Origin of the sequence: Salinispora oceanensis (assembly GCF_000383575.1) — a bacterium.
Classification (GTDB): domain Bacteria; phylum Actinomycetota; class Actinomycetes; order Mycobacteriales; family Micromonosporaceae; genus Micromonospora; species Micromonospora oceanensis.
On the sequence record NZ_KB911579.1, the window covers coordinates 1,830,790 to 1,851,327 of the forward strand.

19 protein-coding genes and 1 pseudogene are annotated in these 20,538 nt (G+C 65.7%); 10 read left to right on the top strand and 10 right to left on the bottom strand.

All coding sequences use genetic code 11. From position 1 onward, the window contains the following. Nucleotides 1-88 precede the first annotated feature (88 nt). From SALPAC4_RS0108505 to SALPAC4_RS0108515, 3 genes are all read right to left on the bottom strand, one after another. Complete coding sequence (locus SALPAC4_RS0108505; protein ID WP_019869957.1) at nt 89-1,096, bottom strand: beta-ketoacyl-ACP synthase 3; 1,008 nt, start codon at nt 1,094-1,096, stop codon at nt 89-91. A 109-nt stretch (nt 1,097-1,205) separates the two neighbouring features. Then, entirely contained in the window at nt 1,206-2,240 is a 1,035-nt protein-coding gene (locus tag SALPAC4_RS0108510) for a hypothetical protein (protein ID WP_019869958.1), read from the bottom strand. Between the two features lie 153 nt (nt 2,241-2,393). Continuing rightward, on the bottom strand, nt 2,394-2,885 hold the full coding sequence (locus SALPAC4_RS0108515) for a MarR family winged helix-turn-helix transcriptional regulator (protein WP_019869959.1): 492 nt from the start codon (nt 2,883-2,885) through the stop codon (nt 2,394-2,396). 110 nt (nt 2,886-2,995) lie between these two features. Between SALPAC4_RS0108515 and SALPAC4_RS26285 the strand changes: the two genes are divergently transcribed. From SALPAC4_RS26285 to SALPAC4_RS0108530, 3 genes are all read left to right on the top strand, one after another. Then, the gene (locus tag SALPAC4_RS26285; RefSeq protein ID WP_019869960.1) at nt 2,996-3,433 is read left to right on the top strand and encodes a DUF6069 family protein; all 438 of its coding nucleotides are present in this window, start codon (nt 2,996-2,998) and stop codon (nt 3,431-3,433) included. Nucleotides 3,434-3,581: 148 nt separating this feature from the next. Further along, nucleotides 3,582-5,441 (top strand): asparagine synthase (glutamine-hydrolyzing), encoded by a 1,860-nt coding sequence (asnB, locus tag SALPAC4_RS0108525; protein ID WP_019869961.1) that lies wholly within the window; start codon nt 3,582-3,584, stop codon nt 5,439-5,441. A gap of 51 nt (nt 5,442-5,492) precedes the next feature. Next, nucleotides 5,493-5,927 (top strand): SCP2 sterol-binding domain-containing protein, encoded by a 435-nt coding sequence (locus SALPAC4_RS0108530; RefSeq protein ID WP_019869962.1) that lies wholly within the window; start codon nt 5,493-5,495, stop codon nt 5,925-5,927. Nucleotides 5,928-5,930: 3 nt separating this feature from the next. On the opposite strand, the gene SALPAC4_RS0108535 is transcribed toward SALPAC4_RS0108530, so the two are convergent. Then, a complete protein-coding gene (locus tag SALPAC4_RS0108535; protein WP_019869963.1) occupies nt 5,931-6,662 on the bottom strand; it encodes a hypothetical protein in 732 nt (243 codons plus the stop codon). A 575-nt stretch (nt 6,663-7,237) separates the two neighbouring features. Here SALPAC4_RS0108535 and SALPAC4_RS0108540 point away from each other — a divergent pair. Further along, nucleotides 7,238-7,441, top strand: coding sequence for a hypothetical protein (locus SALPAC4_RS0108540; protein ID WP_019869964.1), 204 nt, complete (start codon nt 7,238-7,240; stop codon nt 7,439-7,441). Nucleotides 7,442-7,964: 523 nt separating this feature from the next. On the opposite strand, the gene SALPAC4_RS0108545 is transcribed toward SALPAC4_RS0108540, so the two are convergent. Beyond that, nucleotides 7,965-9,860, bottom strand: a complete 1,896-nt coding sequence (locus SALPAC4_RS0108545) for an AfsR/SARP family transcriptional regulator (protein WP_223874721.1) — start codon at nt 9,858-9,860, stop codon at nt 7,965-7,967. Between the two features lie 153 nt (nt 9,861-10,013). Here SALPAC4_RS0108545 and SALPAC4_RS0108550 point away from each other — a divergent pair, with 153 nt between their 5' ends. From SALPAC4_RS0108550 to SALPAC4_RS25230, 5 genes and pseudogenes are all read left to right on the top strand, one after another. After that, nucleotides 10,014-11,606, top strand: a complete 1,593-nt coding sequence (locus tag SALPAC4_RS0108550; RefSeq protein WP_223874722.1) for an MDR family MFS transporter — start codon at nt 10,014-10,016, stop codon at nt 11,604-11,606. 384 nt (nt 11,607-11,990) lie between these two features. Further along, nucleotides 11,991-13,688 (top strand): acetyl-CoA carboxylase carboxyl transferase subunit, encoded by a 1,698-nt coding sequence (locus SALPAC4_RS0108555; RefSeq protein ID WP_019869967.1) that lies wholly within the window; start codon nt 11,991-11,993, stop codon nt 13,686-13,688. 17 nt (nt 13,689-13,705) lie between these two features. Continuing rightward, nucleotides 13,706-14,161 carry an acetyl-CoA carboxylase biotin carboxyl carrier protein gene (gene accB / locus SALPAC4_RS0108560; RefSeq protein ID WP_019869968.1) on the top strand — a complete coding sequence of 152 codons (456 nt, stop codon included), beginning with the start codon at nt 13,706-13,708 and terminating at the stop codon, nt 14,159-14,161. Between the two features lie 4 nt (nt 14,162-14,165). Beyond that, on the top strand, nt 14,166-15,527 hold the full coding sequence (locus SALPAC4_RS0108565) for an acetyl-CoA carboxylase biotin carboxylase subunit (protein WP_019869969.1): 1,362 nt from the start codon (nt 14,166-14,168) through the stop codon (nt 15,525-15,527). Between the two features lie 187 nt (nt 15,528-15,714). Next, a pseudogene (locus tag SALPAC4_RS25230) lies at nt 15,715-16,879 on the top strand (ISL3 family transposase); the annotation flags it as partial. Between the two features lie 459 nt (nt 16,880-17,338). Here SALPAC4_RS25230 and SALPAC4_RS28365 read toward each other — a convergent pair. From SALPAC4_RS28365 to SALPAC4_RS0108590, 5 genes are all read right to left on the bottom strand, one after another. Beyond that, on the bottom strand, nt 17,339-17,677 hold the full coding sequence (locus SALPAC4_RS28365; protein WP_223874723.1) for a hypothetical protein: 339 nt from the start codon (nt 17,675-17,677) through the stop codon (nt 17,339-17,341). Further along, a complete protein-coding gene (locus SALPAC4_RS0108575; RefSeq protein ID WP_027644312.1) occupies nt 17,674-18,399 on the bottom strand; it encodes an ABC transporter ATP-binding protein in 726 nt (241 codons plus the stop codon). The genes SALPAC4_RS28365 and SALPAC4_RS0108575 overlap by 4 nt, the downstream gene beginning before the upstream one ends. Continuing rightward, nucleotides 18,396-18,548, bottom strand: coding sequence for a hypothetical protein (locus SALPAC4_RS27920; protein WP_188116846.1), 153 nt, complete (start codon nt 18,546-18,548; stop codon nt 18,396-18,398). The genes SALPAC4_RS0108575 and SALPAC4_RS27920 overlap by 4 nt, the downstream gene beginning before the upstream one ends. 53 nt (nt 18,549-18,601) lie before the next feature. Continuing rightward, nucleotides 18,602-19,132 (bottom strand): PadR family transcriptional regulator, encoded by a 531-nt coding sequence (locus SALPAC4_RS0108585; RefSeq protein WP_027644313.1) that lies wholly within the window; start codon nt 19,130-19,132, stop codon nt 18,602-18,604. 257 nt (nt 19,133-19,389) lie between these two features. Beyond that, nucleotides 19,390-19,971 (bottom strand): hypothetical protein, encoded by a 582-nt coding sequence (locus tag SALPAC4_RS0108590; protein ID WP_223874724.1) that lies wholly within the window; start codon nt 19,969-19,971, stop codon nt 19,390-19,392. A gap of 314 nt (nt 19,972-20,285) precedes the next feature. Here SALPAC4_RS0108590 and SALPAC4_RS0108595 point away from each other — a divergent pair, with 314 nt between their 5' ends. Beyond that, on the top strand, nt 20,286-20,492 hold the full coding sequence (locus tag SALPAC4_RS0108595) for a hypothetical protein (protein ID WP_019869973.1): 207 nt from the start codon (nt 20,286-20,288) through the stop codon (nt 20,490-20,492). Nucleotides 20,493-20,538 lie beyond the last annotated feature (46 nt).

Here is a 20,538-nt window from a genome sequence, read left to right on the forward strand (position 1 = left end):
AGTAACGCCACCGCGTCGAGTCGACCCACGTGGGCAGGGCCTGGTCCTGGTGCTCGACCAGGCCCCGTCGCCGCCGTGCCGGTTATCGTCAGGGCAGGTGAACAACTTGTCCAGCGAAGAGCAGCCCAGCACCGAAGCCAATCAGCAGCGCCGTGTCGCCGCTGCTCGTCTGGCCTGAGCTGAGCAGCTGCTCCATGGCCAGGGGAATAGAGGCGGCCGATGTGTTCCCACTGGCGATGATGTCCCGCGCTACCGCGGCGGACTCAGGCAGCCCTAGTTCAGTCACCAGGGCCTCGGTGATGAGCAGGTTCGCCTGGTGCGGGATGAAGGCATCCAGTTGCTCGATGGTGAGCCCAGACCGGTCCAAAATCTGTTGGATAGCAGGCACCAATTCGTTCGTCGCCCAACGGTAAACCTTCCAGCCGGTCATGGTGATGGCTGGCCAGGAGTCTTCTGGGCCACTCCGCAGGTCTCGGGTCCAGCTCGAGGTCATCTTCAACGCACTGTTACGCGACCCATCGGCTCGCCAAACGACGGGACCGATGCCAGCGGTCGCTGACGGCCCGACCACGACCGCGCCCGCACCGTCGGCGAACAGAAACGCGGTGTCCCGGTCGGAGTGGTCGAGGATGTCAGTCATCCGCTCGGCACCGACTACCAGTACGTAGTCAACCTGACCGAGGCGGACCATGTCGCTGGCGAGGGACAAGGCGTGACAGAAACCCGCGCAGGCCGCGGAGATGTCAAAGCCCGTGGCCGTCCGGGCACCGAGTCGGTGCGCCACCTCAACCGCGAGCGCTGGCATCTGCTCCAAATAGGTAATGGTAGCGACAATGACACAGCCGATCTGGCCGGCAGTCATGCCGGCCGAGGCCAGGGCCTTCTCCGCCGCAGCGGTCGCCATTAGGGGGAGGCTCTCACCGTGCTCGGCGTACCGGCGGGTCCGGATCCCCGACCGGGAGGCGATCCATTCCGCGTCCAAGCCGGTGTTAGCGGCGATATAGGAGTTGTCAACGACCCGATCGGGGCGGTACGTGCCGATACCGAGAATCCGGCTGCCACGCGGCTGGTTAGTGGTCTGAATGGGATGTGTCATCAGCCCGCTCTCCTTGGGATGCAGGTCCTCGTGGGTGTAGCGGCGTACCGTCGGGCCACCACCCGCACTCTCGTGATGGCCCGACGGTACGCCGTGGCTCGGTTGGGAGTTAGCGCCGCAAGCCGTTGGCGACGCTGACAGGCGGGGCGTCCACGTGCTCGACGGGACTAGGGGTCTCGCGACGGGGCCGGGAGGCTTTCCTGGGCTCCGACCGCTGCCTGCGCTGGCCATAGCGGGTCATGCCCCACGGCTTGTAGGTCGACACAGCGGTCATGAAGATCAATATGCATACCGCAAGTCCGGAGCAGATCGCCAGCGGGATGCCGGTTTGCCGGACCTCTTCCACCGGCGCGCCGGCCAACACCTGATTGTAGGCGGTCAGAATTAGCTGATGAATGACACCAAATCCGAAAATCATCACCAATACGGTGGTGACGAATTTGGTGGCTACCCAGTGCCGGCGCATCAGATGCCACTTCGTTCCAGCGGCACCAACAACCCCTGTGAGCAGCGCGAAGAGGCTGGTCATGCCGAGGAAGATCTGATCCAGCAGATTCATCATGTCGTAGACGGAATATTGCGTCCGGGGGTCATCGGTGAGCACCGCAGTGATCGCCATGGCCAGCATTCCCATGATCAGCCCTAACCAACCGACAGAAATCGCAACGTGCGCGGTGAGCATCACCTTGCGCAACGGTTGAGACACCACCCGGGAGGGCTCACGCACGGTGCGGAACCAGGCGTTCGCCGCGGGCAGGTACATGAAAGCCACCCCGGCGACTGAGGCGAGTGCGCCGATGACCCCCAGGATGACCTGTGCGGTGCCATCGATCGGCCTTCCGGCGATTCCAAAGAGCCCGAGCACGGTAAACATCAACCCCAGCAGGCCGAATATGGTAAGCATCACCCGGCCCCACTGTCGGCCTTTGCGCATCATCTCCACGAAAAAGCCGAACATTGCAATGAAGGCGATGGTCAACACGAGATCAGTGGTGGCGCCCAGGTCGTTGCCACTGGAACCATATTTGCCGGTGAGTTCGAGAACGTTGCTGAGCAGAGCGGCAACTGTGCCGACGATGACCGACCAGTACGCGAACATGATAGCCACCGGCGGTGCAATCACGGTGTCCTTGGATGGGTTCACGGACTCAGACCCTCCTGTCCAGGCTCACGGGGGTCCGGACACCGCACCGAAATCCATGCGCGCCGGACCCGAGCAAGCCTGGAGGAAGGTTCTCGAAAGTCACTCAAGCCCGGTTGGGGCGGGTGGCTAGCCGGCTCAGCGCGACCAGCGCGTTCAGTGCGAGACGTCCCCCTCGGTTAGGGAAGCGGTGAACTTCGTCAGCAGTCGGGCGAACTCCCGTTGGTCCTGCTCACTCCAGCCGGCGAACAGCCGCTTGTAGAACGCCCGGCGGGAGCGGTGGGCGTTCTGGACGGCCTCTACTCCCAGCTCGGTCAACTCCAGACAGATCCGGCGGCCATCGCGCTGTGACGCCACCCGGCGCAGATATCCGCTATCGATGGTCGCCGCGACGACCCGGCTGGCCCGCGACGGATCGATGTCGAGCCGCTCCGCCACGAGCCCGACCGTCACGCCCTCCTGGCCCGGGAGCGGACCGACCTCAACGGCGTCGACCACCGCAATCTGCTGCAGGTCAACGTGCGGCTGATCCTTGACCGCGGAGCGGCCGAGGGTACGGCGAGCTTGCCGACGGCGGATCCTGGTCATCGCGTGTTCGACGGCGACCAGTACCGGGTCCATGTCGGTGACCGTCTCGGTGGCGGGCATTCCCCCACTGTAGTGCTTCAGCAGATCCAACCAACATGTCTATGCTTGAGTCCGACAAGTGCCTGAGACAAAAGTTGGCACGAAGCACCGACTGACGCGGAGGAACATCCATGCAGACCGAAACGGCAACCCCGGCCAACGTGCACCCGGGCGTGCGTCGCTGGCGACGGCTTTACGCGGCGGTCGGCGCCGCGATCGTCAACCTGGCCATCTGGACCCTCGCGGTACCGATCGCCGGAGTCGACCTCCAAGCAACCAGCGGTCCCGGCTCCACCGAGCTGGAACCAGTCCCGCTGGCAGCAGTGATCATCATGTCCCTGCTCTCCTCCCTCGCCGGCTGGGCGTTGCTGGCAGCTTTCGAACGCTTCACCGACCGAGCCTGTAGTATTTGGACCATAATCGCCCTTCTTGTCCTACTCATCTCCTACGGAGGCCCACTGCTCGGCGCCGGGCTTTCGACCGGTTCCCGGATCACGCTGGCGTTGATGCACACGGCAGTAGCGGCGGTCCTCATCCCCGTGCTGCGCAGCACGTCCCCTACCCGCTGACTCCTCAAACCGCCCGGCGACCGGCCTGCGACGGGTCAGTCGCCGGGCAGTGCTGAACCAAGTTCCAGCGGCCCTCGAGTCGAGCTCTAGGGCGGGATATCACGCTGTTGACGTACCGCGACGTGGTGCCCCAAGACTTGGAGAGCGGATGTGCGGAATCGCCGGTTGGGCAGACTTCGGTGGCGAGATCTCCCACGACCCCGACGTGGCCCAGGCGATGGTCGCCACCCTCACCTGCCGAGGGCCGGACGGCCACGGGCTGTGGCTCGACAGGCAGGCAGCCATCGGGCACACCCGGATGAGTGTGATCGACCTCCGCGGCGGGCAGCAGCCGATGACTGCCGACGGGCAGGGCCGCACTCACGCGGTGCTGACCTACTGCGGAGAGATCTACAACTTCCAGGAACTACGACGGGAACTGCAAGGACGAGGACATCGCTTCCGCACGCGCAGCGACACCGAGGTCGTGCTCCACTCCTGGCTCGAATGGGATACCCGGGCACCTGAACGACTAGAAGGAATGTTCGCGTTCGCGGTCTGGGAGCCGGCCCGGCACCGGCTCTTCCTGGCCCGCGACCGGCTGGGCGTAAAACCGCTCTACTATGCGCGGTGCGGCGATGCGTTTCTTTTCGGCTCCGAACCCAAGGCGATCCTGGCCCACCCGGCGGTGCCACGGCTGGTTGACGCCGACGGTCTTCGGGAAGTTTTCTCTGAGGCCCGCACCCCCGGCTCCGGAGTGTTCCGACACATCCGCGAGCTGCGGCCCGGCCACTGGATGGAGGTCCACCCGGACCGAGTGGAGCAACGCCGCTACTGGTCGTTGACCGCGACAGCACACCGGGACGACATCGAGACGACGGTCAACACCATTCAACAGATGCTCGGCGGCATCGTCGCGCGGGAATTGGTTTCGGATGTCCCGGTAGCGATGCTACTCTCCGGCGGCCTTGACTCAAGCGCTCTCACCGTGCTGGCCGCGAGAGCACGGCAGGCACACGGTGGTCCTCGAGTGCATTCGATCACCGCCAACTACCAGGGCTACAGCGAACACTTCCAGCCAGACCTCGTGCGCAGCGCCCCGGACGCGCCATACGCCCGCATGGTCGCCGAGCACGTCGGCGCGGACCACCTTGAACTGACTCTCAGTTCCGCCGACCTGATGAACGCCGACTCCCGGCTCGCGTGCCTGCTCGCACAGGACGTACCCACCCCGTTCGGTGATATGGACACCTCGACCTATCTGACCTTCCGGGCTGTACGGGAGCACGCGAAGGTCGCGCTAACCGGGGAGAGTGCTGATGAGTTATTCGGCGGCTACAGCTGGATCCACCTGACCGATCTCGCAGAACAGCCGATGTTCCCCTGGGTGTCGTTCGAGCAGTGGCATCCCGGCACCCGCGACGGGCTGGGACGTGGACTGCTTGACCGGGGTCTGGCCACCAAGCTCGACATGGATGGGTACTACGCCCAAGCGTACCAGCGGGCGCTTTCCGAGGTGCCGGTGCTCGACGGGGAGACGCCCGAGGAGCGTCGGATGCGCGAGATCTGCCACCTACAACTGACCCACTGGCTACCCATGCTGCTAGACCGTAACGATCGCCTCAGCATGGCCTCGGGGCTGGAGGTTCGTGTCCCATTCTGTGACCACCGCTTTGTCGAGTACATGTTCAACGTCCCCTGGTCGCAGAAGACCTTTGACGGGCGGGAGAAAAGTCTGCTCCGAGCCGCTGTGGCGGACCTGCTGCCGGACGCCGTGCTGCAACGCCCGAAGAGCCCCTTCCCGGTCAATCAGGATCCGGCCTACACCCGTGCACTGCACGAGGCAGTGGCCGACACCCTAACCGACCCGAACAGCCCGGTCGCACCCCTCATCGACCATGCCGCGGCACGGGCAATGACCGAGGAAACCAACGGGGGCGTCCAGGACTGGTTGTTCCGAATGAACTTCGAGATGGTCCTCCAGCTGAACTCGTGGCTGACCAGATATCGCGTTGACCTAGCTCTTTAGCGAACTGCCCGCCCGGATGGACGGACCGACCGACCGACCGAAGGAGAGCACATGATTGACCAGGACGACCGACTCAAGCAGCTGTTCAACCTTGTCGAGACGGTCCCACACGATCAGCTCGCGGAGGCGCTCAACGCGCAGTCAGGTGGTGTCCCAGCCGCACTGGATCTGATCTTCGCCCTGCTGGCCTCCGAATTTAACCCGGCCAAGGCCAAGGGCAAAAAGGGCGTCTTTCAATTCGAGGTGCTGGCGCCAGACGCCACCTACGAATACGTGGTCCACGTCGAGAACCACACGTGCCAATGGCAGCGTGGACGGGCGGAGGACCCGGACATCGCCATCGGCGTCAAGCTGCCCGACATGCTGCTGATGGGCATAGGAAAGCTTCCCGGCGCCAAGGCGTTTATGACCGGGAAACTGAAGATCCGGGGTAACCCATTGTTCGGCACCAAACTGGGCGACTGGTTCGATCATCCGCCTGTGTGAGGTTCATAAGGCGGTCGGCGCCGAGGCGCGAGCCCCAGCACCGCTGCTGTCCGTGGTAACCCCGCCGACCGGCGGACGGTGCGTCCCAGTAACGGGACGGCAGGACAACAGATGTATCGTACCGCCGAGCACGGCCAGCTCGAAAGAGACTGCTCCGCTGATCTCTTCCACCAGCGCGTTGGCTAGGTCAGTCACCCACATCAACAGTGCGGGTGTAAGAGTGGGGGCGTTGCGCACCCGAGGCAGTACAGCCGCCGTCCGAGTGCCACCGTCCGCGGGGATTGTGGCGATCGGCTTAGTTGTTACGTGCTGACGCCGCACCGCGCCCGTGTGCTGGTCAAGCACGGTGGCATCTCGCCAGACGCCTTGGCCAAGATCCTCGTCGAGCCCGTGGCAGCTGAGTAGTCTGATCTCGCCTTGTTCCGGTTCGACGGTCCCTCGCACGGACACCTCCGCCGCGATGAAGTGTTGCAGCACCACGGCTAGGATCTGATCAGCAGGATCGCAGGATTCACGGGCGTTCGGAGTACCGACATCCCGGGCCGCGAGCGCCCCCAGCTCCAGTACCGTCTGGTCGCAAGTATCCGATGGGAGGTTGTGCCACACCGGCCCGACTTGCCGCATGCTGCCGTCAGGGCGGATCAGGCTGCCGCGAACGGTCAGCGGCTCAGCAAAACCTTCCAACCCGGCGGCAAGCACCCGCGTGACATCATCCGCGTCCGCCCAGCAGTCCATCCGGCCGCTAAGTACGAGCGTTGACGGGACATGCCACCGCCGTCGCATTCGTCGCAGCGCGTCGATCTCCGCACTGTGCGGGTCAGGTAGATTCGACGAGCCGTCTAGCCAGCCGACCGACAGGGTGGGTGGCCGTTCCGATCGGGCCGGCTGCGACGTGTTGTTCCGGGCTGCGGAACATTGAGTTCCGGGCCCGACCTGATCAAATAGCGCCGCGCACCACCTATTCGATCTGAACATCTGCTCAACGTACATACCGTCGCCGCTGCTTGACAAGCCGGCAGGTTCAGCCGGTCACAGTATTTGATCTTGCCGCTTGCGTGGGACAGATTTCACCGTGCGCCCAATGAAGTGATCTAAGCAACGCATAAGGGTAAATTAGTGCGAGACGGGTGCAGACGGCGAGTCGGGCGGGCGTGGACATAGACGTGGAGCCGTCGATAGGCACGTCCTTGCGACAGATCCGCGTCTTCGAGGGGGCTCCACGTGATTACCTATCGTGCCATGGTCGACGTCCCCAGGGCCCGGGCGCCCGCACCGGCACGCGGGCGTTGACCTACTTCTACCAGGCGTAAATGGTGCTGGTCTGGTTCCGCAAGGCCGAGGACGTGGCCCGGCTCGGCGCGGGGTTCGACGTGTCACGGGCGACCACCTACCGCTACCGCGACGATGGCATCGCTGTGCTCGCGGCCCAGGCGCCGGATCTGCACACCACTCTGCGGGGGTGGCCGACGACGGCTGGTCCCATCTCATCGCGGACAGGAACTCTTCTACTGTGACTGACTCGCCGAGACCAGCTTCTCGGTGAAGGGCGAGGTGATCGACGCCTGCCGTTCCGGGAAGCACCGCCTTCGGCGCGAACGGCCATACACCCCGATAGTCTACAAAACTGAACATCCGAGGCGCTACTCGGGCACCTGCACGACACCCGTAGCGCCCGCGAGTTGGGCATCACCGCCGCGCCGAACTGGTCCGCAACCGAGCTTGATTTTCCAACCCTGGCCGATTCCGGCTACGAAAGCGCAGGCCACGGCATCAAGACTCCGACCAACAGCCGCCTGGGGCAGCCGGCTCGCGCCCGACAACCGCGCCTACAGCCGGCTGCTGCGCGGCCTACGCTGGCGGAGCGGTCGCGGCTTCGCTTGCGCGGAAAGGCTCAGTGTGCATGGACCCGTGCCATGCACTGATCAACCCGTAGCCCTTAGTCCTGTCTTCTTACCTCGGCAATAGCCATGATCAACCACGGACTACGAGCATGATCAATCAGGATCAATACAGGCCGACTCCAGGTTAAAAGATCAATCAGGTACGTGTGACGCCCTCTTGAGAGGCGGCGACCGTACGTCGCGCTCCAGGCCGGGGTAGCTCGCTGACCGACGCCAGCGGACGATCGATCTCGAGAAAGACACGCTGCGTCATCATCCGGACGGCCGGGTCGATCCGATATACGAATATCCTACCCTCTTCCCTCTCCGAATCCACACTGGCTAGCTGCACCTCAACTAGCCTTTCCAATGCGGATTCGGCGGTGACCGGGTCAGCGTTGAGCATCTCAGCAGCTGAGTCCACAGTCAACGGCTCTTGCGCCTGCAACACGAGCCGGCGGCAAATCGCGGCCTCTGCCTGGGGTAGTAGCCTGTAACGCGCTGACACGCTAGCGACAACATCGAGTTCGGACTCTGTCCCGGCAGCCGCCCATCCTCCGCCGGAGTCGAGTCGGTCAGTCAGATGGCGAATCTGCCAATGCGGGCGCAGCACTAGCCGGGCTGCCGCCGAGCGCAGGGCCAGCGGCAAGCCACCACAGATCCGCACCAGTTGCCGGGCGGACTCCAAGTCCCGATCGACGCGGCTTTGTCCGGCGACAGTGGCGAGCAGTTGCAGGCCGGCCTCCTCGGATAGCGGGGCGAGTTCAACCATCGCGCCCGCCGCAGGGACATCCAGTCGGCGGAGTCCGGCAATTAGGGTGGCGCAACCCGCGCCGCTCGGCAGCAGTGGCCCGAGCTGTTCGGCGTGCGACATGTGGTCGAGTACCACCAGCGCCCGGCGTCGCGCGGTCCAGCCACGGAACATCGCGGCCCGGGCAGCCATCCCCTCCGGGATGCGACTGGCCGGCACGCCGGTCGCTTGCAGGAACCCGGCGAGAACCTCACCGGGTTTGGTGTTCGGATCACTGAAGCTGGCATAGAACTGGCCGTCGGGAAACTCACCTTGGACGCTATGGGCGGCGTGCACACAGAATGCGGAGCTGCCGACGCCAGGCGGGCCGGTCACCGAGAGCGTGGCTGGGCTTTGTCGCTTTCGGTCGGTCAAGAACTTTACCAGGTACACAAGTTCCCGCTCACGGCCGACGATGGGGACGTCGGGAGGCAGCTGGGCTGGAGGATCGATGGCCCGCACCGCCTCACCACCGAGAACGCCGTTGGGGTGCGCCAGGCCGGGATCGGCGGCGAGCACCGCTCGATGCAGACGTTGCAGCTCCGGCCCTGGCTCAAGGCCGAACTCTTCGATTAGTGCCTGCCGTACCCGGCGGAACACCCCGAGCGCCTCGGAACGGCGGCCTACTCGATAGAGCGCGATCATCAGCCTGGCATGCAGGTTTTCGTGGGTGGGGCTGCGGGCAACGTGGGCGCTCAGCTCGCTGATGAGTTCGGTGTGCCGGCCGAGTTGGAGGTCGGCGTCGAGTCGCGCCTCGAGAACGCTGTTTCGAAGTTCCTCGAGCCGCACGACATCTCCACGCAGGACCGGCCCAACCTGGACATCGGAGAGAACGGGCCCACGCCACAGCGCTAGCGCCTCGTGCAGGGTCTCTGCGGCGGCCTCGACGTGCCCCCGGGCGAGCGCCTCCCGGCCATGCCGCGCCAATTCCTCGAAGTGACGGACGTCTAAGGCCTCCGGGGGCAGTTCGAGCAGGTAGCCACTGGGCCGGGTGCGCAGCAGTACACCCGATGTCGACCCGTCCCGTCCCGCACTCCGATCGAGCAGCTTGCGCAACTGGTAGATGTAGGTCTGCAGGGTGGTCTGCCAACTCGACGGAGGGCAATCCTCCCACAGCTCGTCGGCGAGCTGACGGGTCTGCACGAGGCTGTCGGCCCGCGCGGCGAGAAGAGCGAGCACCCGGCGCAGCTTGGGCGCCGAAGGCGTGATCCTGGTGCCGCCATTGGTCACCTCAAGTGTTCCGAGCATTCGAAACCGCGTCATGGGGGGTGCACCTCCGTGATCTGGCGTCCGCCCCTTAAGGGGCACCGATCAATGTAGTGGACCATCTCATGCGGTGGGGGGGGATAGTGTCATCCAATTACATGTGCTAGCCGCATACACATCGAAACCCGACCCACTACGTTGGGAGACCTCGTGAGCAGCCAAGCCCGGACGGCGGACGACATGTCGCCACCACTTAGCCGTGATGTGCGTCTCGTGCTCGCCGCACTGCTGCTTTGCACCTTGATTTCTATGCTGGACCAGGCGATAATCGCGACGGCCGGCCCGACAGTAGTGGATGAGCTGGGCGGATTGTCCGACTACGCCTGGGTTTTCACTGCTTACATGCTGGCTTTCAGCATCACCATGCCCGTGTACGGCAAACTTGGGGACCTCTTCGGTCGGAAGCCCGTCTACCTGGTAGGTCTCGCGCTGTTCCTGGGCGGCTCGATCGCCTGCGGCGCAGCCCAGTCCATGGGGCAGCTGATCGCCTTCCGGACGCTGCAGGGCCTGGGGGGCGGCGGCCTAGTCGTGGTGGGCATGGCGATCCTTGGTGACCTGCTGGCACCCCGCCTGCGAGCCCGGTACCAAGCGTGGTTCGCCGCGGTATTCACCCTGGCCAACCTGGCGGGTCCGTCGATCGGCGGAGTAATCACTGATCAGCTCGGCTGGCGTTGGGTGTTCTTCGTCAACGTCCCGATCGGTCTCGTTGCCATAGCGCTGCTCGGGTTCTTCTTGCAAGCCACCCGCCCCACCGGGCGGCCACGCATCGACTATGCCGGCATCGTGCTCCTCAGCGGCTTCGCGGTCACCACCGTCCTGGTCAGCACCTGGGGTGGAACCCGGTACGCCTGGAACTCGTCGATGATCGTCGGGCTCGGGGCACTCGCGACGCTGCTGCTGATCGCCTGGTTCTTGGTCGAGGTAAGGGTTGCGGAGCCCCTCATCCCGCTGCGGCTGTTCCGGAACCGCAACTACACGGTGTCGGTTGTGGTGGCCTTCGCCGGAAGTATCGCGTTCTTCGGCGGCATCAACTTCATCCCGTTATTCTTCCAACTCGTCGCCGGGGCGAGCCCGACAGCGACTGGCCTACTGTTCCTGCCCGCCATGGTCTGCGTGGCGATCGCTTCGCTGATAGCCGGGCAGGTTATCGGCAAGACCGGGCGCTACCGGTGGTTTCCCGTGGCCAGCATGGCCACCGCACTTGTCGGCATGGCGTTGCTCTCCACGATGAACAGCGACACGCCTCAACTGCTGGCCGCTGGCTACCTCGCCCTGGTCGGCTTCGGTATCGGCCTGTCCCAACAGGTCGTGACGCTGATCGCGCAAACGGCCGCGCCGCCGGCGAACCTCGGTGTGGCCACCTCGACCGTTGGCTTCCTGCGCAACATGGGGGTGGCCGCCGGAGCTGCAGCTTTCGGCGCGATCACCAACGGTCGGCTGGCTGAGGAGCTTTCCCGGCGACTACCCACCGAAGAGGCCGCTCGATTGGGGAAAGGTTCACTAACTCAGGAATCGGTCGCTACACTGCCTACTGCGGTGCAGCAGGCGGTGGCCCACTCCTACGCGACGGCGCTGACAACGGCCTTCCGCTGGACGATTCCGGTACTGCTCCTCGGCCTCCTGGCCGCGCTGCTACTAAAAAATCGGCCACTGCGGCCTCGAGGTGCACCGGAGACAGGCGCGCACCGCCCGCCGACCGCCGACGTGCATCATCCAGGTCCGGTCGTAGAACGCTCCGGCTGACGCCCCCAACTTCCACAGGCATCGATCGCCCTGGCCTGGTGCGTCCACTAGCCCATTTCCAGGCTGTCCAGAGGGCCTCTAGCGGTCCTTGAGGCGAGTTGACCACTATCAATCAGGTGAGTCCCCTAGGTGCTTTCCCTCGACCGAGCGACAACGCCCGGCCCCGGCCAGAAGCCCTACCGCGTTGGTCCCGGCTTCGTCAACGGATACGTCCGTGGCTTCCGGGCGTCGAGGAGTGGCTAGCGGTGACCATTGCCTGCAGCCCCGTGCTGCCATGCGTCAGTTTGACGCCCCTGTTCACTGGTCAGCGATCTCCCGCATCACCGACCGCCGGACAGGGACGGACCCGCCCGGGACACGGGCGCAGCGATGGAAGGGCGACCGATGACTGAAGCTGCACTCCGGTCCATCAACGCGGACCCGGGATGGACGGCCTGCGCCCATTGCCGGAACCTGCTCTACCGCAAGCGGTGGATGCGTGACCTGTACGTGTGCCCCGACTGCGGGGCGCACGCCCGAGTCACCGCGCCGGACAGGGTGGACCAGCTGCTGGACTGCGACGGCCGGGAGTCGATCGATGCCGGAACCGGGCTGGTCGACCCCCTCGGCTTCACCGATGTCCGCCCCTATCCCGAACGGCTGACCGAGGCCCGGGCGCGGACTAGATTAGACGAGGCGGTGATGTGCCTGCGGGGCAGGATCGACGGCCGTCCGGTGGTGCTGGGGGTGATGGACTTCCGCTTCCTCGGCGGCAGTCTCGGTGCCGGCGTCGGGGAGCGGGTCACCAGGGCCGCCGAGGCGGCCCTGCACGACCGGGTCCCATTGATACTAGTCACCGCATCGGGGGGCGCGCGGATGCAGGAAGGCGCGTTGGCCCTGATGCAGATGGCCAAGACCAGCCAGGCGCTGGCACAACTCGACGACGCGGGGGTACTGACGGTCTGCGTGGTCACCGACCCTACCTACGGCGGCGTCGCCGCGTCGTTCGCCAGCCTCGCTGATGTGATCCTGGCGGAGCCAGGTGCGCGGTTGGGTTTCGCCGGGCCCCGGGTCATCGAACAAACGATCCGCCGCTCGCTGCCGGCCGGGTTCCAATCCGCGGAGTTCCTGCTCGAACGGGGCCTCATCGACGCCGTGGTGCCGCGGGACCAGCTGGCCGCCACCCTCGGTCGGTTGATCGACACGGCGGGCCACGGCCGGGGCCTCCCCGGCGGCGTGGGCTGGCTGGCCGCGACCAGTGCGGATAACAAGCTGCCGCCCGTCGTGCGCGATCCCGGGGCGCTCGCCCCCAGCGACCCCTGGCAGACCGTGCAATGGGCCCGGCACCCGGAGCGACCAACCACCCTGGACTACCTCAGGTACCTCAGCGACAGCTTCGTTGAACTGCGCGGTGACCGCACCGGCCAGGACTGTCCTGCGGTCGTCGGCGGGCTGTGTCGGCTGGACGGGCGGCCGGTGATGGTGATCGGCAACCAGAAGGGACACAACACCCGGGAACTAGTCAGCCGAAACTTCGGCATGCCCAGCCCGGCCGGCTACCGCAAGGCAGCACGGCTGATGCGACTTGCCGAGAAGTTGGGCCTCCCCGTGGTCACCCTGATCGATACCCCGGGAGCAGATCCGGGGCCAGAGGCGGAGGAACAGGGCCAATCGGTCGCTATCGCAGAAAACCTACGGCTGATGGCCCGCCTGGCAGTGCCGGTAATCGCAGTGGTGACCGGAGAAGGCGGCAGCGGAGGCGCGCTCGCTCTTGGCGTGGCCGACCGTGTCTACCTACTCGAGCACGCGATCTACTCGGTGATCAGCCCCGAGGGGTGCGCGGCCATCCTGTGGCAGCGCCCCAATGAGGCAGCCAAGGCCGCGGCGGCCCTCCGGCTCACCGCCCGGGAACTGCTCGACCTGAGGGTCGCCGATGGCGTGATAATCGAGCCGAAAGGCGGCGCGCACGCCGATCACCTCCAGGCTGCTGAGGCACTGCGACTCACAATCGGCGAGGAGTTGGGCCAACTCGAACGGCTGCGGCCCGAAGAACTCGTACGGCAACGGCGGCAACGGTATCGCCGGTTCGGCACACCGGCCTGAGGCAGAGGGGGAGACCGATGGAGGATATCAATGCCGTACTCGACAAAATTTGCAGCAGCGCCATTCAGTTGGTGCAAGCGACACCAGGCGCGGTCAGCCGGCTGCGGTTGCAGGCCGGGAGCGCTACCGTCGAGATGGAGTGGGTGGCCCGCGGGACGCAGTCTGGCGATCTCCCACCGCCGGCGGTAATCACCGCTGAAACCGTTGCCGACGAAGGGGCGGAGGTGACGTACCTCCGAGCACCCATGATCGGTACCTTCTACCGCTCGCCTGCCCCCGGCGAACCGCCATTCGTCCGGGAGGGGGACATGGTGGAGGCCGGCACCCAGGTCGGGATCTTGGAGGCAATGAAGCTGATGAACCCAATCGAGGCCGACCAACCCGGACGAGTGGTGGAGGTCCTCGTCAGCGATGGCACGCCGGTCGAGTACGACCAGCAGCTGATTGTGGTCACGCCGGCCCTGGACGGGTGAACCGATGTTCAACACCGTGTTGATTGCCAACCGTGGGGAAATCGGCCTACGGGTGGCCCGCACCTGCCGGGAAATGGGGATCCGTACCGTCGCGGTCTACGCCACCGCTGACCGTGACTCGGCGGTGACGCGGTTTGCCGACGAGGCCCTGCATATAGGACCCACACCGGCAAAACGCAGTTATCTCAACATCGCCGCGGTAGTTGAGGCGGCGTTGCGCGCTGACGCAGATGCGATTCACCCAGGCTACGGCTTTCTTTCCGAGGACGCCGACCTCGCCGAGGTCGCCGCACAAAACGGCATCACGTTCATCGGCCCCCGCCCAGAGGTGATGCTTCGGCTGTCGGACAAGGCCGCAGCTCGGGCAGTGATGGCTGACGCCGGTCTGCCGGTGCTACCAGGCAGCCGCACCGCGGTCACCATGCTGGCCGAAGCAGAGGCGATCGCGCAGGAAATCGACTATCCTCTAATCATCAAGGCTGCGGCCGGCGGCGGCGGTCGCGGAATGACTGTGGTGTGGCACCGGCGCGACCTGCCGCGGGCCTTTGCCGAATGCCGGTCCTCGGCCCAGGCAGTGTTCAACGACAGCCGCGTCTACCTGGAGCGCTACCTGGAGTCAGCGCGACACGTCGAGATCCAGGTGCTCTGCGACAACCACGGCAACGCAATCCACCTCGGGGAACGAGACTGCTCGGTGCAGCGGCGACACCAGAAACTCATTGAGGAGGCCCCGGCGCCCAATCTCCCTCCCGGGCTCGCCGACGAGATGGGCGCGGCGGCGGTACGGGGCGCACTCGCGGTCGGCTACTCCGGAGTGGGCACCTTCGAGTTCCTCGTTGACGAGGATGGCTCGGCGCACTTCATGGAGATCAACTGTCGAATCCAGGTGGAGCACCCAGTCACCGAAATGGTGACCGGCATTGACTTGATTCGGGAACAGATTCGGGTGGCCGCCGGACGCCCGCTGGAGCTGAATCAGGCGGACGTTACTCGCCGCGGCGCGGCAATTGAGTGCCGGGTTAACGCGGAGGATCCTACCCGTGACTTCCGGCCCACTCCCGGCCGAATCGACGAACTCGACTTGCCTGGTGGCCCGTTCGTGCGGGTGGACACGCACTGCCGGCCGGGATGGACGGTAGTTCCCGACTACGATCCTCTGTTGGCCAAGCTAATCGTCTGGGCCGAGGACCGAGAACGAGCACTCGCCCGGATGGATCGGGCCCTGTCAGAGTTTGGGATCACCGGCAAGGGCATGTCCACGACGAAGGAGTTCCTTCGTGAGGTGGTAGTCCACCCGCTGTTCCGGCGAGCCAAGCACTCGACCGGGTTGGTGGGTCAGATGCGCGTCGAGGCCGACGCTGACTGACCGCACGCCAGCGGTGACTGGGCCCCTGTCCGGCCACCTGCCATCGCTCCGGCAATCTCATAGGGGCCCGATATTCCTGTCACTGAAGGACTTCGGAACAGCTCGTTGGTCTGTCTGGGACTGCGTAGATTTCGGCCCTGTCTCACTTTCGGTGGTGACGGAGGGTGGCTGGTGTCGTTGTTCCTGTGTGGATGATGTCAATGGGCTTGTACAGACGGTGTTCTCGGGGCTGTCCCCGCTGGTCATCGAGGACGTGGCCGACGAGGGTGAGCGGATCGTGGTGCTGGCCCGCACGCCCCGGGACGCTGCGGTCTGCCCGATATGCGGGGCCTCGTCGGGACGGGTGCACGGCTATCACTGGCGGACGGTCGCGGACGTTGCGGTCGACGGGCGGCGGGTGGTGGTTCGGGCGGGTGCGGCGTCTGGTGTGCCCCACGCGCGGCTGCCGCCGTACCTTCCGGGAACAGGTCTCCGGGGTGCTGGAGCGATACCAGCGCCGCACGGCTCGTTTGGACAGGCAGGTCAAAGCCGTGGTCAAGGAGTTGGCGGGCCGGGCAGGGTCGCGTCTGCTGGCGATCTTGGCCATGGGCTTGTCCCGTCACACGGCCCTGCGCGCCCTGCTGCGCATTCCCTTGCCCACCGGGCGGACGCCTCGGGTGATCGGCGTTGACGATTTCGCTCTACGCCGGCGGCACCGCTACGCCACCGTGGTGATCGACGCCGAGACCCATGAGCGGATCGAGGTGCTACCCGACCGCACCGCCGACACGCTGCAAGCGTGGTTGCGCGCGCATCCCGGCGTCGAGGTCGTGTGCCGAGATGGCTCGGCGACCTACGCCGAGGCCATCCGCCGCGCCCTGCCCGACGCGGTGCAGGTCGCGGACAGGTGGCACCTGCGGCACAACCTCTGTGAAGCCGCTCTGAGCGAGGTGAAGGCGCACAGCGCCTGCTGGGCAGGTGTGCTGGACGCACCCATCTACGACGGCCCCCGCGCGCAGACGACCCAGCAACACTGGCACCAGGTCCATGACCTGCTCGACCAGGGCGTGGGCCTGCTGGAATGCGCCCGCCGCCTGCAGCTATCCCTGAACACCGTCAAACGCTACGCGCGAGCCGACCGGCCCGAGCGGATGCTCCGCGTCCCCAAATACCGTGCCAGCCTCGTCGACCCCTACCGTGAGCACCTGCGCAAACGTCGGGCCGAGGACCCCGGCGTCGCCATCGTGCACCTCTTCGACGAGATCAAGGCCCTCGGCTACGAGGGCTGCCTCAACCTCCTGCACAAGTACATCAACCAAGGCCGCGCGGACGCCGACCGCAGCCACATCTCCCCACGCCGCCTCGCCCGGATGCGCCAGTGCGGCGGTGAGCGCCACGAAGCCGAGGCCGCCTCCCACCGCGCCCACGGCCGACGCCAGCCCGACCTCGGCCGCGGTGAGGATCCGCACCTGCGCGGCCGACATCCCGGCTAGCCGAAGTGCGGCGAGCCGGCGATCTCGTTCTTGTGAACCCCAGCGGACCGCGTTGACGACCAGTGCGAGTAGTGGAAGCAGCAGGGCCGCGAGGCCAACCGGCACCGCCAGGCGCAGCCCGCCCGGAAGGCGAGGAACATCCTGGGGCTTGGCACCCCAACCGGAGGAGGGGACGTAGTCAGTGGGAAAAGCCGCGGGATCCGCGCCCATCCACAGGACCCACTCGCGCGGCCCGGTCAGGCCGGCGTCCCCGACAGTGCCGATGATCGATTGCGGGTATCGCTCGCGCAGCGTGACGTCCGTCTCAGTGCGGCCTCCACCTCCGGGGAGACGACGATCTCACCCGGACCCGGCAGGCGTTCCAGCCCTGGTGGTGGCGGCGCATCCGGCCGGATCGCGGCCACCTCTTCCACCAGTATCGGCTAATCCAGGTAGACATCGCTCCACCCCACGATTGAGCAGCGTGCCCGCCGACCGGTGCTCGCCCTTCTCCAGGGTGGGGGATCGGTCCGCCGCGCGGTCCCGCTGAGCCTCGCTCAGTGGCAACACGGCCGCGCCGGCGAGCAGGAACAGCGCGGCCACCGCCATGCCGGCAGCCGTGAAGATGAATCGCAATCGCAATCGCGGGCTACCGAGCGCCAGTTGCCCGGCGAGTCCGACGACTCGGGTCAGGTTCAACGCGGCACCCCTGTCGCCGGGACGGCCATCCGGCCGTCCCGCAGCACCAACTCACGTTCCGCGTACGCGGCGATCTTGTCGTCGTGGGTCACCAGCACGAGGGCGCAGTGACGGTCTCGCACCTGCCGGGTCAGCAGCTCCATCACCAGTTCCCCGTTGGCGCTGTCGAGCGCTCCCGTTGGCTCGTCGGCGAAGATGACATCCGGGTCGGTGGCCAGGGCTCTGGCCACCGCCACCCGCTGCTGCTGACCGCCGGACATCTCACCGGGCCGGCGCCCGGCCAGGTCCACGACGTCGAGGTCCTGTAACCATCGCCGCGCGGTCTCCTCGGCCGGTTTCCGGCCGGTGCCGTTGAGGCGCAGGTTCAGCGACACATTTTCCAGGGCGGTTAGCTCCGGCACCAGGTGCCCGAACTGGAAGACGAAGCCGAAACGTTGGCGACGTAGCGCGCTGCGCTCCGCGTCGGGCAGGGTACTCAGGTCCCGACCGTTGAGGCACACCTGCCCCTCGTCCGGAGTTACCAACCCCGACAGGCAGTGCAGAAGCGTCGACTTGCCGGAGCCACTCGAACCAATAATCGCGATACTGTCGCCACGCGCGATGGTCACCTCGACCCCGTCCAAAGCGCGGGTCAGTCCGTAGTTGACTCGAAGCCCCCGCGCCTGCAGGAAGGGTGGACCAGGCTGGTCCGGCGCCGACGAAGGCTCCATTACCTGGTTCATCCCGCGGTGACCGCATCCTTCTGCGAGTCACTGGCCTCCAGCTCAGGCTGCCCCTCGGCCGAGTGCGCCTCCGGTCCGGTGGCGACAGTATTCCCTTCCCGCGGACCATCCTCGTCAACGCGGGCATGCTTGGGTTTGTAGGTAGACATACTACTCCTTCAGGTTGAGCCCGGGCCCGGGCGCGACAGCCTCCGTCAGCGATTCACCCGATGAGATCCTGTCGAATCTTGGCCATTCGCCGCTCCGTCGAATCGATCCAACGAAGGTCGGCATCGAGGTGCAGAATCGCGAGGTCAGCGGCGATCACGTCGATGTCGCGAGAATCGGGAGAGGACTTGATTTTCGTCATGTCCCGCATAAGCGCACGGTGTGCCGCCCGCTGCACATCGAGCACCCGAGTGGCATCTCGTTGGGTCAGCACGGCGAGCAACACTTTGGCGTACAGGTCCGGCTGGAGGTACGGCTGAATTCCCTCTGGTTGAAAGAACCAGTGCTCCAACCCGGCTGCACCCGCCGGGGTTACCTCGAAAGATGTCCGCTCCGGGCCGCCGGCTCGCTCGACCCCCACCACATCCACCAGGCCGTCACGCCGCAGTCGTTGGAGGGTGCTGTAGATCTGACCAGAGCGCAACGGTCGTCGGAGCCCGAGCACGGCGTCGTACTGTCTCCGCAGCTCATAGCCGTGCAGGGGACGCGGTTCCATCAGGGCAAGCAGGGTTTCTGGCACCGGCACGTGGAGCAGTATCCACTGAGTGGCTAGTGTTGGCAACCAGACCGAGCTGACCAGGCGCCACCGAGCGGTGACGTGACCCGGCCACCCGTAACACTCCACGAATGCCTGGCGCTGGCGCCGCCCAGCAACGCCAGACTCCACCCGCCCGCACCGTTCGGCGCACCGACGGCGCAGTGTGGCGTTCGTCGAAACGATGCACCGCCCGCCGACAGCGGGTGAGGTGCCGGTTTCGACACCTCACCGGGACCGCGCACCCGCTACTTTTCGCCTACCACCAGCTCCAGAACCCGCTTCACGTAAGTGGCGAGAGCAGCCTTGATTGCTGATTCATCGGGCAATGGCGAGTCGCTGACTCCAATAATCACATTCACGGCCATTGGCCCATCTCGCGCTAAAACCAGGTCTCGACGAAACTCCATTCCTGGCCCAGTCCGCGGGTCGGACCTATCCAACATGAAAAAGGCCATCTCCCCCACGCCGTCCAGCGGTTCAGACTCCATCGGGAATTCCGGATCCGCCGACTCCGAAGGCTCCAGCTCCGCCGACTCCGAAGGCTCCAGCTCCGCCGACTCCAAAGGCTCCAGCTCCGCCGACTCCAAAGGCTCCAGCTCCGCCGGCTCCGAGGGCTTTAGGCCCGCAGTGACCTGGACACTGACCCCCGTCGAACCACCCGGCGCCGCCGCACGGACCTGACATTGCCGGAACTCCATAACATCGGGCCATGGCTCGGAGTACGTGATTTCCGGAGACGCTCCAGTAAGCTGGATCAACCAACTGTGATCCAGCCGATCACAAATGTCATCCAACAGACGATAGGTGACGGTCGGAGCGACCGACACTGTCGGCGCAGCATCCCGCGAGGGCGAGGCCTCCACACACGCGGAAAGCCCCAGGACCAGTAGCGCCGCAGCGCCCCTGCGAATTACACCCGCAATCATGGGCGCAACCATTCCATACCTGACCAACCCTACAGCGAGCTGCAGCTGCCCAGTTCAGACAGCCTCGAAATCGTGACCTTGCCGCATCCTCCGCCACTGACCAGCACCACGCTTCGAGGTCTGCTGTGGCGCCAAGGAATTAACCACGACAAGCCAGGTTCAAATTAGAGTAAACGGGGAAAAGTAGCCGCCAGCCGACGTCGAGGGAGGCGACCATGGCGAGTCCGATACCGGAGTTGGACACGGAGGACCTGCGACAGATGGCGGTACGAGGTGGCATCGAGGGCGCGGTCGACATGGACCGGGAGGAACTGCTGGATTCCCTGATCGCCCGCCCCGGCGAGGGGGCCTGGCAGGAGGACCCCAAGCCGGCGGCGGTCAACCCCAACACCTACCGCTACCAGGCTCCCGACGAACAGTAAGGCCCGCGCGGAACCACGATCGACGGGATGCGGCAGCTAAGTTGGA

Excerpts from the sequence above, each read along its gene's own strand:
- SALPAC4_RS0108505 (WP_019869957.1), bottom strand. The coding sequence starts at position 1,096 with ATGACACATCCCATTCAGACCACTAACCAGCCGCGTGGCAGCCGGATT.
- SALPAC4_RS0108515 (WP_019869959.1), bottom strand. The coding sequence starts at position 2,885 with ATGCCCGCCACCGAGACGGTCACCGACATGGACCCGGTACTGGTCGCC.
- SALPAC4_RS26285 (WP_019869960.1), top strand. The coding sequence starts at position 2,996 with ATGCAGACCGAAACGGCAACCCCGGCCAACGTGCACCCGGGCGTGCGT.
- asnB (WP_019869961.1), top strand. The coding sequence starts at position 3,582 with ATGTGCGGAATCGCCGGTTGGGCAGACTTCGGTGGCGAGATCTCCCAC.
- SALPAC4_RS0108530 (WP_019869962.1), top strand. The coding sequence starts at position 5,493 with ATGATTGACCAGGACGACCGACTCAAGCAGCTGTTCAACCTTGTCGAG.
- SALPAC4_RS0108535 (WP_019869963.1), bottom strand. The coding sequence starts at position 6,662 with ATGGACTGCTGGGCGGACGCGGATGATGTCACGCGGGTGCTTGCCGCC.
- SALPAC4_RS0108540 (WP_019869964.1), top strand. The coding sequence starts at position 7,238 with ATGGTGCTGGTCTGGTTCCGCAAGGCCGAGGACGTGGCCCGGCTCGGC.
- SALPAC4_RS0108545 (WP_223874721.1), bottom strand. The coding sequence starts at position 9,860 with ATGACGCGGTTTCGAATGCTCGGAACACTTGAGGTGACCAATGGCGGC.
- SALPAC4_RS0108555 (WP_019869967.1), top strand. The coding sequence starts at position 11,991 with ATGACTGAAGCTGCACTCCGGTCCATCAACGCGGACCCGGGATGGACG.
- accB (WP_019869968.1), top strand. The coding sequence starts at position 13,706 with ATGGAGGATATCAATGCCGTACTCGACAAAATTTGCAGCAGCGCCATT.
- SALPAC4_RS0108565 (WP_019869969.1), top strand. The coding sequence starts at position 14,166 with ATGTTCAACACCGTGTTGATTGCCAACCGTGGGGAAATCGGCCTACGG.
- SALPAC4_RS0108575 (WP_027644312.1), bottom strand. The coding sequence starts at position 18,399 with ATGAACCAGGTAATGGAGCCTTCGTCGGCGCCGGACCAGCCTGGTCCA.
- SALPAC4_RS27920 (WP_188116846.1), bottom strand. The coding sequence starts at position 18,548 with ATGTCTACCTACAAACCCAAGCATGCCCGCGTTGACGAGGATGGTCCG.
- SALPAC4_RS0108595 (WP_019869973.1), top strand. The coding sequence starts at position 20,286 with ATGGCGAGTCCGATACCGGAGTTGGACACGGAGGACCTGCGACAGATG.